This is a genomic window from Pseudomonas sp. 8_5_2 (assembly GCF_059295255.1).
The window spans coordinates 3,314,191-3,327,928 of the sequence record NZ_CM181238.1 but is presented as its reverse complement, the minus strand read 5'-3'; the positions used below and the strand labels follow the sequence as shown (position 1 = coordinate 3,327,928).

The following is a 13,738-nucleotide window of genomic DNA, read 5'->3' as shown; positions in this document are numbered from 1 at the left end:
TGGGCAGTCCAGGGCAGTTTGGCAGTGAAGGGTCGATACTAATAAGAACAATTATCGACTGTCGAACCCTCTGCACCCTTTCAGGTCATTCATGACGGCGCAGCGGGCCGGGCCACATGCTACGCAACACACCGTCGCGGCGCACCCAAGCGTGCATCAGTGCCGCGCCCAGATGCACCAGCACGGTGGCAAACAGCAGGTAGCCGGCCCATCCATGCGCCTGTCGCAGCACGGCATACAGTTGCAGGTCATGCGGGGCGATAGCAGGCAAGCCAAGCGGGCGAGGGTAGTTGCCGGCCGAAAGCATGGCCCAGCCCAGCAGCGGCATGGCCAGCATCAGGCCATATAGCAACAGGTGCGAGGCCCCGGCAGCCCAGCGTTGCGGGGGCGGCAGGTCGCGTGGCAGGGGTGGGTGCGGCACCAACAGGCGCACGCCGATGCGCAGTACCACCAGCACCAGCAGGGCCAGGCCGGTGGCCTTGTGCAGCCCGATCAGCACAGGGTGGCGTGGCGACAGGTCACCGACCATGCTCACGCCGATGAACAACATGGCCAGGATCAACACGGCCATCAGCCAGTGCAGCAGGCGAGCGATGGGGTGGAAGGCTTCGGGTTTCATGGGTGGGCTCCGGTGCCGAGCGATTCGCGGCTGCGGCGGTTGAAGGATTCCGAGTAGGCAGCCGAGCGGGCGGCCAGGATCGGGTCGGCGGATGCTTCGATGCCCCGCGGCAGGATCAGCGGGTCGAAATTGAGGTCGCGGCAAGCGCCCTGCTCAGGGGCGTCGACCTGTTCCAGCACCAGGGTGCCGGCGTCCACGCTGCGCCGCTCGGCAGGCCAGGGGCGGGCAGGGTTGTCCACGGCATCGCCGGGTTCGGCCAGCACCAGCCGCAGCGTCCAGCGCAGCGGGCCCTGGGCCAGGCGCTGCTGCAGGTCATGCTGCAGGAACTGTTTGTCGTCGACCTGGGCGGGCAACGCGGCAAACGCGGTTTGCGGCTCAAGCTGCCAGCGCACCGGGTGGGCGGCGCCGCTGGCGTCGATCAGGCGGAAGGCGTTGATGCTGTGGTACTGGGTGCTGGCGAAGCTGTCGCTGGGCTTGTAGCCCGCCGCCCATTGGCGAAACGCCGCGCTTTCCGGGTGGGCGGCGAAGAACGCCTGCAGTTTTGCCGGGTCCGGTTTGCCGGTGGCAGGTACAGGTGCCCCCGCCAGCACTTGCTCATAGAATGCTTGCGGCGTGCCTACCGCCAATACGGGTGGATTGTTCATGCCGGTACGCCAGACCTGACCATCGTCGGTGCTCAGTTGAATCGCCAGGCTGCGCACCGGTATGCCGGTATCCGGGGCGAACGGGTTGGCACCACCGATGGCGAAGCGGCCGATCACCGGCACCCGTTGCTGGCTGAACGCCCGCGCCGTGGACAAGCTGGCGGCCTGGCCGCTGGCCTGAAAGTAGCCACTGACGCACAGGCCCTTGGCGTGGTTCTTGCGATAGCCCGGGTAGTGCCCGGCCTGGGCTTCGAAGGTGTCGATGATGCGCTGTGGGGTCAGGCGGGTTTCCCCGAGCCAGCCGGCAGCATAGGCAAAGCCGGCGCCTGCGGCCAGCATCACGGCGCCGATGGCGGCCAGGCGCAGGGCCTTGGCCGGGCCGTGCAAAGGTGAGTTCATGATCATCGTCCGGTTCAGTGAAGATGCCAGTACGACGCGGCAGGTAAAAACTTATTCCCTCGCCGGGAATAGAATTTCTTCACAGGCGTCTGCCCTTTACACTGACTACCCCTGAGGCTGGGACCTGGCCATGCACGACCTGGACGACCACCAGTGGCGCGAACTGCTCGCCCGTCTGCGCCGCTTTGCGGTGTGGCTGACCCGTGAGCCCGGCAGCGCCGACGACCTGGTGCAGGCCACGGTCGAGCGCGCCCTGAGCCGACGCGACCAACAACGTGACGCCGATGCCCTGCGCGCCTGGCTGTTCACCATCCTTTACCGGTTGTTCCTCGACGGTAAACGCCGCGACCGCCTGCACGCCCGCTGGCTGTCCTGGTTCGGCCGTGCCGAGCGCGAGGATGAGCCGCTCGGCGACAACCTCGAAGCCATCGTCCTGGCCCAGGCCGACCTTCAGGCGTTCGCCCGGCTGACGCCCGAGCAGCGCGCCTTGCTGCTGCTGGTCAGCATCGAGGGTTTGAGCTACAAGGAGGCCGCCCAGGCCTTGGGCATCCCCATCGGCACTGTGATGTCGCGCCTGTCGCGCGCGCGCAATGCCTTGCGCGAATTGACCGAGGGCAACCCCCAGCCACCGGCCTTGCGGAGACTGAAATGACGCGCCTGATTCCCAGTGAAGACGAACTGCATGCTTACGTCGATGAGCGCCTGGCGCCGGGCCGCCGGGCCGAGGTGCAGGCCTGGCTGGCGACCAACCCGCAGGCGGCGGCACGGGTCGAGGGCTGGCGTGCCGATGCCCGCCGGTTGCGTACCGCGTTGGCCGGGTTTGGCGAATCAACCGGGGCGGCCCAGCTGGATCTGCGGCAGCTGCGCGGGCGATTGCGCGAGCGTCGGCAACGCCGCTGGGCTGTAGCGGCGGCAATGGTGCTGGCGTTGGGCGTGGGTGGCCTGGGCGGTTGGCAAGTACGCGATGCAAGCCTGGCGCGTGCCGACCTGCCCATGGCCGATGCGGTCCAGGCGCACCGCTTGTTTGTCGGCAGCCAGACGCTGGATATCCAGGCCAGCGACCCGGGGCAGTTGCGTGACTGGCTGGGGCGGCACTTCAGCCGCGTGGGTCGGTTGCCGGACCTGGCGGGGTATGGGTTCAAGCCGGTGGGGGCGCGTTTGCTCAGCAACGAGCAGGGGCCGGCGGCGTTGTTGGTGTTCGAAGATGGCGCTGGCCAGCGCATCAGCCTGTTCCTGCGCTCGCCGGGTGAGCAGTACCGCCGCATGCCGGAGGGGCAGCGGATTGATGGGCAGCTGGAGGCGCGGTATTGGTCGCATGGGGCTTACAACTTTGCGCTGGTCAGTGCGGCGGATGATGTGCGTGGGGCGGGGGTGGGGGAGGTGTTGCGGTTGGGGTTGTGAGGGGGCGCTGTGCATGCCTTGGGTGTTGTGTTGCGTGGGATATCGAGCGCCGCCCGCGCGGCGCATCGCGGATCAATCCGCTCACATTTGTTGCAACGTGGCCATGCCTGTGAGGCCATGGTTGTCAGCCGGTTTGCCCGGCTCAAGTCATGCGCCAGGGCTGGCAGCCATGGCGTTACAGGTTCGGCACGTTGCAACAAATGTGAGCAGCCTTGTGCTGCGAAGCGCCGCGCGGGCGGCGCTCGATCTCACTGGCAGCCCATACCTCAAGGCATGCACTTTATCAACCCAGCTCCAACCAGATCGGCGCATGGTCCGAAGGTTTCTCCATCCCCCGCAACTCATAATCCACACCCGCCGCCTTGATCCGCGGCACCAGATGCTGCGAGGCCATGATCAGGTCGATACGCAGCCCCCGCTTGGGATCGTCTTCGAACCCACGGCTGCGGTAGTCGAACCAGCTGAAGCGGTCGGCTACATCCGGATACAGGTGCCGGAAGCTGTCCACCAGCCCCCAGCCTTTCAAGCGCTCCATCCACTCACGCTCTTCCGGCAGGAAGCTGCACTTGCCGGTCTTCAGCCAGCGTTTGGCGTTGTCCGGGCCGATGCCGATGTCGCAGTCCTGCGGCGAGATGTTCATGTCGCCCATCACCAGCAATGGCTGGTCGTTGCGGAACTGGCCTTCCAGCAGCGCCTGCAGGTCGCTGTAGAAGCGCTGCTTGGCCGGGAACTTGGTGGGGTGGTCGCGGCTTTCTCCCTGAGGGAAATAGCCGTTCATGATGGTGATCGGGGTTCCATCGGCATCGGCAAAAGTGCCCCAGATGAAACGCCGCTGGGCGTCCTCTTCATCGGTGGCAAAACCTTTGTGCAGGCTCAGCGGCGCCTGGCGCGACAGCAGGGCCACGCCGTAATGGCCTTTCTGGCCGTGATAGTGCACGTGGTATCCCAGCGCCTGCACGTCGGCCAGCGGGAACTGTTCGTCGCTGACCTTGGTTTCCTGCAGGCCGATCACGTCCGGCTGGTGCTTTTCGATCAGCGCCGCCAGCTGGTGCGGACGGGCCCGCAGACCGTTGATGTTGAAACAGACGATCTTCATGGAAAGACGATCCCGGTAAAAGGCGCGATGCTAGCCGACATCGCCCATCATCACCAGCGTGGCGCCTTGGCAAGGCTGCTGCTAACGTGCTGTAGGGGCTGAACGAAGCGCGCTGGAGCCCCTCCAAGGCACTGTATGCCCATTCCAGGAGGTCTGCCCGCAATGCCCGAAACCACTGCCGCTCCGGCTCGTGTCTGCCTGCTCGATGACGGTTACAGCCGCGAGGTGCGTTCGCTGCTGTACAACGCGTACCGCCACGAACCTACCTTCGCCTATATCTTCGAGGCCCAGCGCCCGGGATACGAGCAGCGTTTGCGGGTAATGGTGCGTGAATGGGTGCGCCAGCACTTCTACTTGCAACTGCCTGCCATCGGCTTGCTGGTGGAAGACCGCCTGATCGCCGTGGCGCTGATCGTGCCGCCGTTGCGCCGGTTGGGGGTGGCCGACAGCTGGGCGTGGCGCCTGCGCATGATGCTGGGCACCGGCCTGCGCTGCACACGCCGCTACATGGACTACCAGGCCGCCCTGGCCACCTGCCTGCCCACCGATCAGGTGCATGTGCTGCCGTTGCTGGGGGTGCACCCGCAGTTTCAGGGCAGGCACTACGGCGAGCAATTGTTACAAGCTGTGCACGACTGGTGCGCGGACGACCCGGGGACCCAGGGCGTGGTACTGGACACCGGCAACGAGCACTACCTGGCTTTCTACCAGCGCCAGGGCTATGAGGAAATCGGCGAGGTTGCGGTTGGACCCGTCCGGGAGAGGGTGTTCTTCCATCCCAACCCGACGTCTTCACGTTCCGTTTTCGCCTGAACAGGCCTCCAGGCGGCTCCCTTGAGCGCCTGGGTCTGGTAGCATGCGCCGCATGACGTATTCAGGAAGATTGACCTGGGGCCTGGTTTTCTGGGCCGCCAGTGTCGCAGCATGGGGCCAGAGTGAGTTGCTGGTGAAGGTCAAACCGGCCAACAAGGCGCTCAAGGCCAATGTCGAAGGCTATATCGGTACCCTTGGCGACCGCGATGAAGAAGCACTTTTACGCTTCAGTCGTGGGGCACAGGAGCAGGCGCGCAAAGCCTCGCAGGCACTTGGCTACTACCAGGCGCAGATCGATACCGAGGTCAAGCCCGGCAAACAGGCTGACCACTCCCCGCAACTGATCATCACCATCAACCCCGGCGAGCCCATCCGCCTGCGCACCGTGACCGTGCGCATCGAAGGCCCGGCCAGCGAGATGAAGGCGTTCCGCGTACCGGACAGCAAGGCGCTGCGCTCGGGCGAACAACTCAACCACGGCCTGTACGAGGACGCCAAGCGGCTGATCCTCAACCAGGCGTCGCGCTACGGCTTCTTCAGCGGGCACTTCAGCCGCCAGCGCCTGGCGGTCGACCCCCAGGCCGGGGTGGCCGACATCGAACTGGTCTACCAGAGCGGCCCGCGCTACCACCTGGGCGCCGTGACCTTCGGTGGCGACACGCCGCTGGACGACGACCTGCTGCAGCGCATGGTCTCGTTCAAACCGGGTACGCCCTACGACTCGGAACTGATTGCCGAACTGAACAATGACCTGCAATCAAGCGGCTATTTCGAAGGCGTGCGCGTGGATGCGGCGCCCACCGCCGCTGTAGCTGAAGAAATCCCGGTAGATGTCCGCCTCGAAACCCGCAAACCACGCACCATGGGCCTGGGCCTGGGCTACTCGACCGACGTCGGGCCGCGCGGCAAGGCCAACTGGACCCGCCACTGGGTAAACCCGCAGGGCCACAGCTACGGCTGGGAAACCGAGCTGTCGGCGCCCCGGCAGAACGTCGGGCTGTGGTACGACATACCCCTCGACCCACCGCTGACCGACAAATTGCGCTTTGCCGGCGGCTACCAGAACGAGGAGCTCGCCGGTACCGACACCCTTAGCAAGCTGCTGACCGTCGGGCCCGAATGGCACAGCAAGCTGCCCAGCGGCTGGCAGCGGGTGATTTCGCTCAAGTACCAGCGTGAGGAATATCGCCTGGGCGACGATTCCGGGCTGAGCAACCTGTTGATGCCTGGGGTGAGCTATTCCTTCCTGCGCAGTGACAACCGCATCGACCCGCACAACGGCTACCGCCTGCAGTTCGACGCCCAGGTGGCCAAGGAGGGGCTGGTTTCCGATACCAACCTGCTGCATGGCAACGTATTGCTCAAGGGGCTGACCACGCTCGGCCACAACCACCGCTTCCTCGGCCGCGTGCAGTTCGGGGGCAGCGCGACCAATGGTTTCAAGAACAACATTCCGCCATCGCTGCGTTTCTTCGCCGGTGGCGACCAGAGCGTGCGCGGCTACGACTACCAGACCCTGTCGCCGAAGAACAGCGACGGCGACCGCATCGGCGGCCGTTATCTGGTTGCCGGCAGCGTCGAGTACCAGTACTCGCTGACCGAAAAATGGCGGATCGCAACTTTTGTCGACCAGGGCAATTCGTTCAACGACCTGGAGCTGCCCAGCCTCAAGACCGGTGTCGGTTTTGGTGTGCGCTGGGTGTCGCCGGTGGGGCCACTGCGCCTGGACCTGGCCAAGGCACTGGATGACGACGGGGGAATTCGCCTGCACTTTTCCATGGGGCCTGAGCTGTGAAGCGCGTGATCAAATACACTTTGCTGGGCCTGCTGGGAGTAGCCGCAAGCCTGGGCATGGCGCTGGGGCTTTTGCTGGGGACCGAGGCGGGCAGCCGCTGGGCGCTGGGCCAGGTGCCCGGGCTTGAAGTCAGCGACTTCCAGGGGCGTCTGGCGGGCAGCTGGCAGGCCAGCCAGCTGCGCTGGGCCGATAGCGGCAGCACGGTAGAGGTGCAAGCCCCGGTGCTCGCCTGGTCGCCCACCTGCCTGCTGCGCGCCACCCTGTGCATCGACCGCTTGCAGGCACAGCGCATCGACATGGCGTTTGCGCCCAGTGACCAGGCGGCGGACAGTGGTCCGCTGCAGTTGCCGGCACTGCGCCTGCCGTTGGCCATTGAGCTGGGGGAGGTCAAGGTTGGCCAGCTGCGCCTGGATGGCAGCGACCTGCTGGGCGATTTGCAACTGGCAGCGCACTGGACCACTAGCGGGATGCGCATCGACAGCCTGCACCTGCAGCGCGATGACCTGCAATTGAACCTGCAGGGCGATCTGCAGCCCGAAGGTGACTGGCCGGTGCAACTGCAGGCGCAGCTGCAGCTGCCTGCGGTAGAGGACAAGCCCTGGCAGCTGGCGTTGACTGCAACGGGGGACTTGCAAAAGACCCTGAAGCTGGCCGGTACCAGCAGTGGCTACCTCGATGCGACGCTGACCGGCCAGTTGCAGGCGTTGGCCGAGCACCTGCCGGCTACCTTGCAGATCCGCTCGGAGGCCTTCAAACCGGCCGGGTCATTGCCTGACACCCTTCAGCTGAACCAGCTCACGCTCGATGCCAAGGGCGATCTGCTCAAGGGTTATGCGCTGGCAGGGTCGGCCAGCCTGCCGGCGGAACAATCACCGATCGCCCTGGCATTGTCCGGGCGGGTCGACAGCAAAGGCGCCAGGCTCGATGCGCTGGACCTGAACGCCAGCGACACCCAACGGGTCAAGCTGCAAGCCACCGCCGACTGGCAACAGGCCTTGACTGCCGACGCGCAGCTGGACTGGCAGGACTTCCCGTGGTTGCGCCTGTACCCACTGGAAACACCGCCCGAAGTCACCCTCAAGCGTTTCAATGCCCAGGTGCATTATCGCGACGGCAACTACCAGGGCAGCTTCAATGGTGACCTGGACGGCCCGGCGGGGGCGTTCAGCCTGGCGAGCCCGTTCGAGGGTGACCTGGCGCAGGTGAAGCTGCCGCAGCTGACGCTCACCGCGGGGCAAGGCAAGGCCGCCGGCAGTGTCGCCATAGGCTTTGCCGACACCGTGGCCTGGGATGTCGACTTGCAGCTTTCGGCGCTCGACCCGGCCTATTGGCTGGCCGAGCTGCCGGGCACCCTGGCCGGCCCGCTGCGCAGCAAGGGCGAGCTGAAGGGCGAGGTGCTCAGCCTGGATGCCCAGCTTGACCTCAAAGGCCGCCTGCGCGGCCAGCCGGCGGTGTTCAAGGCCCAGGCCCAGGGCTCAGGGCAGAGCTGGACCCTCGGTGCGCTGGCAATCCAGCTGGGTGACAACCGCATCAACGGCAGTGGCAGCCTGCAGCAGCGTCTGGCCGGGCGGATCGACCTTGACCTGCCGCGCCTCGGCCAGCTGTGGCCAAGGCTGCAAGGCCAGGTGAAGGGCCGGCTGGATGTTGCCGGCACCTTGCAAGCGCCGCAGGGTACCCTGACCCTGCAGGGCCAGCGACTGGCCCAGGCCGAAAACCGCTTGCAACAGCTTGATCTGGATGCGCGTCTGGACAACGCCCAGCGCGGGGTAATCGCGCTCAAGGCGAGCGGTATCCAACTGGGTGATACGGCACTGGGTACGCTGCAGGCCAACGGCAAAGGCGACATTCGCCAGCAGGCGCTGACCCTGGCACTGGACGGGCCGCAGCTCAAACTCGATCTGGGCCTGGATGGCCAGCTGAACAAAGGTGACTGGCGCGGGCGCCTGGCCAGTGGACGCATCCAGGCCGGCGGGCAGGATTGGCAGTTGCAGGCCCCGGCGCGGCTGCAGCGGCTGGCCAGCGGTCAGCTGGACTTCGGTGCCCATTGTTGGCGCTCCGGCCAGGCCAGCTTGTGCGGTGACGACCAGCGGCTGGCCCCCGAACCGCGCTTGCGCTACCACCTCAAGCAGTTCCCGCTGGGCAGCCTGGCCCAGTGGCTGCCCAAGGACTTTGCCTGGCAGGGCCTGCTCAACGCCGATATCAACCTGGATATTCCGGCCAGCGGCCCCAAGGGCAACATCGTCATCGACGCCAGCGGCGGCACCTTGCGGGTGCGCGACAAGGACCGTTGGGTCGACTTCCCGTACCAGGCCCTGCGTGTGGACAGCACGCTGGCACCGCGGCGCATCGATACGCGCCTGGCGTTTCGCGGCGAGCGCCTGGGTGAGCTGAACATCAATGCCCGGCTCGATCCGCTGGGCAAGGACAAACCCTTGTCGGGGGACTTTCGTCTGGCCGGGCTGGACCTGTCGGTAGCCCGGCCGTTCGTGCCGATGGTCGAGCGCCTGGCAGGCCAGCTCAATGGCAGTGGCCGGCTTTCAGGCAGCTTGCTGGCACCGCAGGTCAACGGCAACCTGGCGCTCAGTGGTGGCGAAATCAGTGGTGCGGAACTCCCCGCCAGCCTGGAGGACTTGTCGCTGCAGGCGCTGATCGCCGGCGAGCAGGTCCAGCTCAATGGCAGCTGGCGCAGTGGTGAGGCCGGGCGTGGCCAGCTGACCGGCAACGTCCACTGGGGGCAGGCACTGGGCATGGAGGTGCGCTTGCAGGGCCAGCAGCTGCCGATCACGGTCGAGCCTTATGCGACGCTTGAGGTTGCTCCGGACCTGACGTTGCGCCTGATCGACGACAAGCTGGCCGTGACCGGCAAGGTGCAGGTACCCAAGGGCAAGATCACTGTGCGCGAGCTGCCACCGTCCACCGTCAAGGTGTCGGATGACACGGTCATCGTCGGCCATCAGACCGAGGAGGGCAAAGCGCCCATGGCGATGGCCATGGACATCGATGTCGAAGTGGGCCGCGAAAAGCTGTCGTTCAGCGGCTTTGGCCTCACCGCCAACCTGCTTGGCCATGTGCACATCGGCGACAACCTTGATACCCGCGGCGAGCTCAGCCTGGCCGACGGCCGTTACCGTGCCTACGGCCAGCGCCTGACCATCCGCCGGGCGCGGCTGCTGTTCGCCGGCCCCATCGACCAGCCTTACCTGGACATCGAAGCCATCCGCCAGGTTGACGACGTGATTGCCGGTATCCGCCTGAGTGGCAGCGCCGAGCAGCCCACTACCAAAGTGTTCTCCGAGCCCGCCATGAGCCAGGAGCAGGCGCTGTCGTACCTGGTATTGGGGCGGCCTCTGGGGACCTCTGGCGAGGACAACAACATGCTCGCCGAGGCCGCCTTGGGCCTGGGCCTGGCCGGTAGCGCCGGCATCACCGGCAGCCTGGCGTCCAGCCTGGGCATCGACGACTTCCAGCTGGATACCGAAGGTTCGGGCAACACCACCAGCGTGGTCGCCAGCGGTAACCTTACCGAGAAGCTGAGCCTGCGTTACGGTGTAGGGGTGTTCGAACCCGCCAACACCATCGCGTTGCGCTACAAGCTGAGCAAGAAGGTCTACCTGGAAGCCGCCAGCGGGCTTGCCAGCTCACTGGACATCTTCTACAAGCGCGACTTCTAAGCGGCGTCGGGGCGGCTGTCAACGGATGGTCGCCGCCTCGATGAATTCATTGGTCCCGGTATCGGGACCGGGCGGGTGCGGCGGGCTGGGGGCGCGTATCGGAGTGATCAGGCTGGTGTATTCCTCGATCAGCCGGTTCAGTGCTTCTGGTGGTTCACTGGCCTGGAACTGCATGCGGATCTGCACTTCGTCCGGGTCACGGTTTTCGCCCTGGCGACCCTGGCCGCCGATGGTGACTTTAAAGCTGGCGGTCTTGTTCTCCCCAGCGTGCACCAGAGCCTGTTTGGCTTCGGTACCTTTGACGCGCACCGACAGATCGACCTGCATACGCTCCAGCGCCAGGCCTTTGGGCGAGACCAGGGCGAACAAGGGCACGCGCATGATGTGCTGGCTGTCCATGGCCACTTCGACCATCTTGGCTTTCATGGGGGCGCCCAGCGCCTCGGCGTCGCATTCGAAGAACTGGTCGAACAGGTTGATGTACTGCTGTGCGATCAGGCTGTTGGTGGCGCTTGCGGCTTCTTGCAGGCCACGAGTGATTTCGCGCAGGTCGATGGAAGTCATCGGCGCGGGGGATTTATCCATCTGATTGGCTCCTGAGGCCAGGTGACACCCCCCTGGCGTCGCGCAGAGGGGCAGTTTCGGGGTAGGAGATGGCGGTCAAGGTAAAGACGGGGGCGGAGGGGTCTTTGCGCCAGCAGACGGGGTGATGCCATTCGTGGGCTCTTTCAAGGTGTCTTTCTGCGAAACCGTATCGGTGCTTTCCAGGGCTGCGGTCTTTACAACGGTTGGCTTGGTTGCCGCGTCCGTGAGGAAGTCGATCACCCTCATCACCGCTTCAGGCGGCTCCTGGCGCTTCAATGTAGTGTTGAATGCGTAGCGGGCACGGGTGTCTGTCTTGCGCGTTTGCGTGGACTTGTGGCTGACGCTGCCCTTCACATTCAGCTTGAATGGCCCCCAGCCCAGGGAGCCGCTCGCTTGTGCGCTCGTGTCCTTGCCGGAGACGTCTTCCGACATCTGGTTGATGATCAGTTCGAAATCGACCGTGCCTTGTTCGATGGCGATGTTCGGGTGGGTGATGGCCGCCAGCAACGGCACTTTCATGGTCTTGCTGACCACGCCCTGGTATGCGCCCTGTTCGTCGACAATGGTTTCGTCGTAGTCAAACTGGATGGCTACCGCCTTGCCGTCCTGGACGCACACCTGCATCAGGAAATCGGCATACGATTTACTCGCAGTTATCTGCGCCTGGACCATTGCCTGAAGGGGGCCGGCAATCATGCGGTCCATCGGCAGGGCATTGATGACGGAGCCGATGAGGCTGTTATCTATCGACATTTCGAGGTGCTCTCTCTAGCGGGGGATCAAGGTGGCCGCCGATCGCAGCCACGGGGGCTCAGCGGACGCAAGGGTCCTGGCGCCGAATGTTGCCGATCTGACGCAGGCTCAGGCCGTACTTGTTGGCGAGCAGGCTGCGGGACAGGCCGTCGGCGCTTTCTTTCTGGATCTGCAGGTTGCGTAGCTGGCGCAGGAAATGGTCGACCTTGGGGATCTCCAGGGCGACCCCGGCAAAGCGCTTGATCAGCGCGTCGAGTGCTTCGGCTGGCAGTACGTCGGCGAGCTTGGTGCGCTCGCGGTGCTTGGGGATGTACTTGGGCCTGCCGCCGTAGGCGCAGGTCAGCTGGTAGGCGTTGTCGATGCCGATGCAGTCGATCAGGGCCTGCAGCGAGTGGGGCAGTTGGCTGATATCGATCTGGCTCAAATCTGGCAGTTGCATATGACGCTCCTTCGGGATGGGTGGAATGGGCTACCCGATCACCCGCGGCGTTATGTCGAAGGTGTGCCTGAATTTTCTGCGACAGACAGGCGCCTCGCTAGGCGGCATAAAGGTTGAGGGTTGTAGCTTCGGAGAACAGGTTTTGCGGGCATCGATGTCAGCCGTTGTAGGAAACGGCCTCAGCCATGGTATGTGGTTGCTGATTTCCCATGCGCTCGATCCCGCCTTTGCCAGTTGGTTGTAGAACCCTCAGTCGCAGGGATAGCTGCTCAGCAGGCTGGCGCTGTTCAGGTAGGCCCGAGGGCTGTCGGCCATGCCTTGTGGCAAGGTGCGCCAGTCAACCAGCAGGCACAGCGCATGCAACGGCGCCCCCTGCCGCTGGCCGATAACCCGGTCGGCAAAACTGCGGCGATAGAGCGCCTGGGTCTGCTGTACCGCCTGCACCTGGTCGGCCTGGGCCAGGGTCTGACGGGCCAGGTCGGGTAGCAAGGCTAAGGGCACGCTGAAGTGAGCGGGTGATCCATCGGCCTGCAAGTAGCCGGCCTGGCGTACGCGCTGCCACATTTGCTGCCATTGGCTGGCCCCTGCATGGGCAGCCAGCTCGCGGCCTAGCTGAAACAGCTGCTCGGAAGGTATCTGGCGGGTATCGAGGGCATGAAGGGAGAGGGGGGTCAGAAACAGTGACGCCAACAGCAGCGGTTTGAACATGGTGCCTCCGGCATGGGTGCTTGGGAGGCCCATGCTTTCAGGCTACCGTTACCCCACCCAGCAGGAAATGCAGCGCCGGGGCGGGTGGGCGTTGTATCATTGCCGCCGCTCGTTGCGAGCCATTTGCCCCTGATGTTGCAAGGAACCTTCGATGACACATGTGCAGCGCCTGAAATATTCCGTTCTGATCATCCTGGTGGTATTGGGCCTGATGCTGGGCCTTTCCCACCTGCAGAAGCAGGGCACGATCAGTGAGCAGACCTTCCAGATGCTGGCCATCGCCATCGCCGTGGTGGTCGTGGTGATCAACGGCATCCTGCGGCGCAAGGTCAAGCCCTGAGCCAAGCCTTGGGCTGTGCGGGCCGGCCAGCCATGGCCGGCCATGCGCTCAGCGCGGGAGAGCCTGCTCCAGTACGGCGCGTGCCTGGGGATTGAGGCTGTAGCACTTGTCGCTGCCCAGCTGGATGACGCCTTCGGCGCACAGCCGCTTCAGCACTTCGCGCACACTCAGGAACGACAGCGGAATGTCCAGCTGTTCCAGTTGTGCGTGCACGCCACGCACGCCGATGCTACGGCCGTGGCGGTCGGCGGCATGCAGGGCATCGATCACCTTGAGGCGGATCAGGCTGGTGCGCAGGCCAAAGGTGCGCAGCAGCTCGCGGATCTGCTCGTTGCCAATTCGCTCGTCGGCAAAAACGTCCTGTTCCCTGGGCGCTTTGCCTGGGACGCGCCCGGCCTGGATCGAGGTTTGCGGGTTGTACATGTGAATGCTCCTTTTCGTGGACGAACCCGAAATATGGGTGCCTCACTTACTA

Annotated in this window: 14 protein-coding genes; 6 read left to right on the top strand and 8 right to left on the bottom strand. The window is 64.9% G+C overall.

The window, feature by feature from the left end; genetic code table 11:
• Positions 1 to 85: 85 nt before the first annotated feature.
• Positions 86 to 619: a cytochrome b gene (locus tag AC5O5R_RS15230; protein WP_172229954.1), complete on the bottom strand. Its 534-nt coding sequence runs from the start codon at positions 617 to 619 to the stop codon at positions 86 to 88.
• Positions 616 to 1,668 (bottom strand): catalase family peroxidase, encoded by a 1,053-nt coding sequence (locus tag AC5O5R_RS15225; protein WP_172229957.1) that lies wholly within the window; start codon positions 1,666 to 1,668, stop codon positions 616 to 618. Before AC5O5R_RS15225 ends, AC5O5R_RS15230 begins: the two co-directional genes overlap by 4 nt.
• A 124-nt stretch (positions 1,669 to 1,792) precedes the next feature.
• Between AC5O5R_RS15225 and AC5O5R_RS15220 the strand changes: the two genes are divergently transcribed.
• A complete protein-coding gene (locus AC5O5R_RS15220; RefSeq protein ID WP_172229960.1) occupies positions 1,793 to 2,314 on the top strand; it encodes a sigma-70 family RNA polymerase sigma factor in 522 nt (173 codons plus the stop codon).
• Positions 2,311 to 3,063 carry an anti-sigma factor family protein gene (locus AC5O5R_RS15215; RefSeq protein ID WP_172229963.1) on the top strand — a complete coding sequence of 251 codons (753 nt, stop codon included), beginning with the start codon at positions 2,311 to 2,313 and terminating at the stop codon, positions 3,061 to 3,063. The genes AC5O5R_RS15220 and AC5O5R_RS15215 overlap by 4 nt, the downstream gene beginning before the upstream one ends.
• A gap of 283 nt (positions 3,064 to 3,346) precedes the next feature.
• On the opposite strand, the gene xthA is transcribed toward AC5O5R_RS15215, so the two are convergent.
• Complete coding sequence (gene xthA, locus AC5O5R_RS15210; RefSeq protein ID WP_172229966.1) at positions 3,347 to 4,159, bottom strand: exodeoxyribonuclease III; 813 nt, start codon at positions 4,157 to 4,159, stop codon at positions 3,347 to 3,349.
• Positions 4,160 to 4,321: 162 nt separating this feature from the next.
• Between xthA and AC5O5R_RS15205 the strand changes: the two genes are divergently transcribed.
• From AC5O5R_RS15205 to AC5O5R_RS15195, 3 genes are read left to right on the top strand one after another with little or no spacing between them, the layout of a single operon-like run.
• Positions 4,322 to 4,972, top strand: a complete 651-nt coding sequence (locus AC5O5R_RS15205) for a GNAT family N-acetyltransferase (protein WP_172229969.1) — start codon at positions 4,322 to 4,324, stop codon at positions 4,970 to 4,972.
• A gap of 52 nt (positions 4,973 to 5,024) precedes the next feature.
• Positions 5,025 to 6,767 carry an autotransporter assembly complex protein TamA gene (locus tag AC5O5R_RS15200; protein WP_494512767.1) on the top strand — a complete coding sequence of 581 codons (1,743 nt, stop codon included), beginning with the start codon at positions 5,025 to 5,027 and terminating at the stop codon, positions 6,765 to 6,767.
• Positions 6,764 to 10,438, top strand: coding sequence for a translocation/assembly module TamB domain-containing protein (locus tag AC5O5R_RS15195; protein ID WP_172229099.1), 3,675 nt, complete (start codon positions 6,764 to 6,766; stop codon positions 10,436 to 10,438). The genes AC5O5R_RS15200 and AC5O5R_RS15195 overlap by 4 nt, the downstream gene beginning before the upstream one ends.
• Before the next feature lie 18 nt (positions 10,439 to 10,456).
• Here AC5O5R_RS15195 and AC5O5R_RS15190 read toward each other — a convergent pair whose 3' ends face one another.
• The 4 genes from AC5O5R_RS15190 to AC5O5R_RS15175 form a co-directional block, all read right to left on the bottom strand.
• Positions 10,457 to 11,023 carry a DUF2589 domain-containing protein gene (locus tag AC5O5R_RS15190; protein WP_172229101.1) on the bottom strand — a complete coding sequence of 189 codons (567 nt, stop codon included), beginning with the start codon at positions 11,021 to 11,023 and terminating at the stop codon, positions 10,457 to 10,459.
• A 75-nt stretch (positions 11,024 to 11,098) separates the two neighbouring features.
• Positions 11,099 to 11,776 carry a DUF2589 domain-containing protein gene (locus AC5O5R_RS15185; protein ID WP_172229103.1) on the bottom strand — a complete coding sequence of 226 codons (678 nt, stop codon included), beginning with the start codon at positions 11,774 to 11,776 and terminating at the stop codon, positions 11,099 to 11,101.
• A 58-nt stretch (positions 11,777 to 11,834) separates the two neighbouring features.
• A complete protein-coding gene (locus AC5O5R_RS15180) occupies positions 11,835 to 12,215 on the bottom strand; it encodes a Mor transcription activator family protein (RefSeq protein ID WP_172229105.1) in 381 nt (126 codons plus the stop codon).
• A gap of 249 nt (positions 12,216 to 12,464) precedes the next feature.
• On the bottom strand, positions 12,465 to 12,923 hold the full coding sequence (locus AC5O5R_RS15175) for a hypothetical protein (RefSeq protein ID WP_172229107.1): 459 nt from the start codon (positions 12,921 to 12,923) through the stop codon (positions 12,465 to 12,467).
• A gap of 151 nt (positions 12,924 to 13,074) precedes the next feature.
• Here AC5O5R_RS15175 and AC5O5R_RS15170 point away from each other — a divergent pair, with 151 nt between their 5' ends.
• Positions 13,075 to 13,263, top strand: a complete 189-nt coding sequence (locus tag AC5O5R_RS15170) for a hypothetical protein (protein WP_172229109.1) — start codon at positions 13,075 to 13,077, stop codon at positions 13,261 to 13,263.
• A 48-nt stretch (positions 13,264 to 13,311) separates the two neighbouring features.
• Here the strand turns inward: AC5O5R_RS15170 and AC5O5R_RS15165 are convergent, their stop codons facing one another.
• Complete coding sequence (locus AC5O5R_RS15165) at positions 13,312 to 13,686, bottom strand: fe2+ zn2+ uptake regulation protein (protein ID WP_172229111.1); 375 nt, start codon at positions 13,684 to 13,686, stop codon at positions 13,312 to 13,314.
• Between the last annotated feature and the right edge of the window lie 52 nt (positions 13,687 to 13,738).

Coding starts and splice junctions, on each gene's coding strand:
- AC5O5R_RS15170 (WP_172229109.1), top strand. CDS start 13,075: ATGACACATGTGCAGCGCCTGAAATATTCCGTTCTGATCATCCTGGTG.
- AC5O5R_RS15180 (WP_172229105.1), bottom strand. CDS start 12,215: ATGCAACTGCCAGATTTGAGCCAGATCGATATCAGCCAACTGCCCCAC.
- AC5O5R_RS15220 (WP_172229960.1), top strand. CDS start 1,793: ATGCACGACCTGGACGACCACCAGTGGCGCGAACTGCTCGCCCGTCTG.
- AC5O5R_RS15205 (WP_172229969.1), top strand. CDS start 4,322: ATGCCCGAAACCACTGCCGCTCCGGCTCGTGTCTGCCTGCTCGATGAC.
- AC5O5R_RS15200 (WP_494512767.1), top strand. CDS start 5,025: ATGACGTATTCAGGAAGATTGACCTGGGGCCTGGTTTTCTGGGCCGCC.
- AC5O5R_RS15215 (WP_172229963.1), top strand. CDS start 2,311: ATGACGCGCCTGATTCCCAGTGAAGACGAACTGCATGCTTACGTCGAT.
- xthA (WP_172229966.1), bottom strand. CDS start 4,159: ATGAAGATCGTCTGTTTCAACATCAACGGTCTGCGGGCCCGTCCGCAC.
- AC5O5R_RS15230 (WP_172229954.1), bottom strand. CDS start 619: ATGAAACCCGAAGCCTTCCACCCCATCGCTCGCCTGCTGCACTGGCTG.
- AC5O5R_RS15165 (WP_172229111.1), bottom strand. CDS start 13,686: ATGTACAACCCGCAAACCTCGATCCAGGCCGGGCGCGTCCCAGGCAAA.
- AC5O5R_RS15190 (WP_172229101.1), bottom strand. CDS start 11,023: ATGGATAAATCCCCCGCGCCGATGACTTCCATCGACCTGCGCGAAATC.
- AC5O5R_RS15225 (WP_172229957.1), bottom strand. CDS start 1,668: ATGATCATGAACTCACCTTTGCACGGCCCGGCCAAGGCCCTGCGCCTG.
- AC5O5R_RS15175 (WP_172229107.1), bottom strand. CDS start 12,923: ATGTTCAAACCGCTGCTGTTGGCGTCACTGTTTCTGACCCCCCTCTCC.
- AC5O5R_RS15185 (WP_172229103.1), bottom strand. CDS start 11,776: ATGTCGATAGATAACAGCCTCATCGGCTCCGTCATCAATGCCCTGCCG.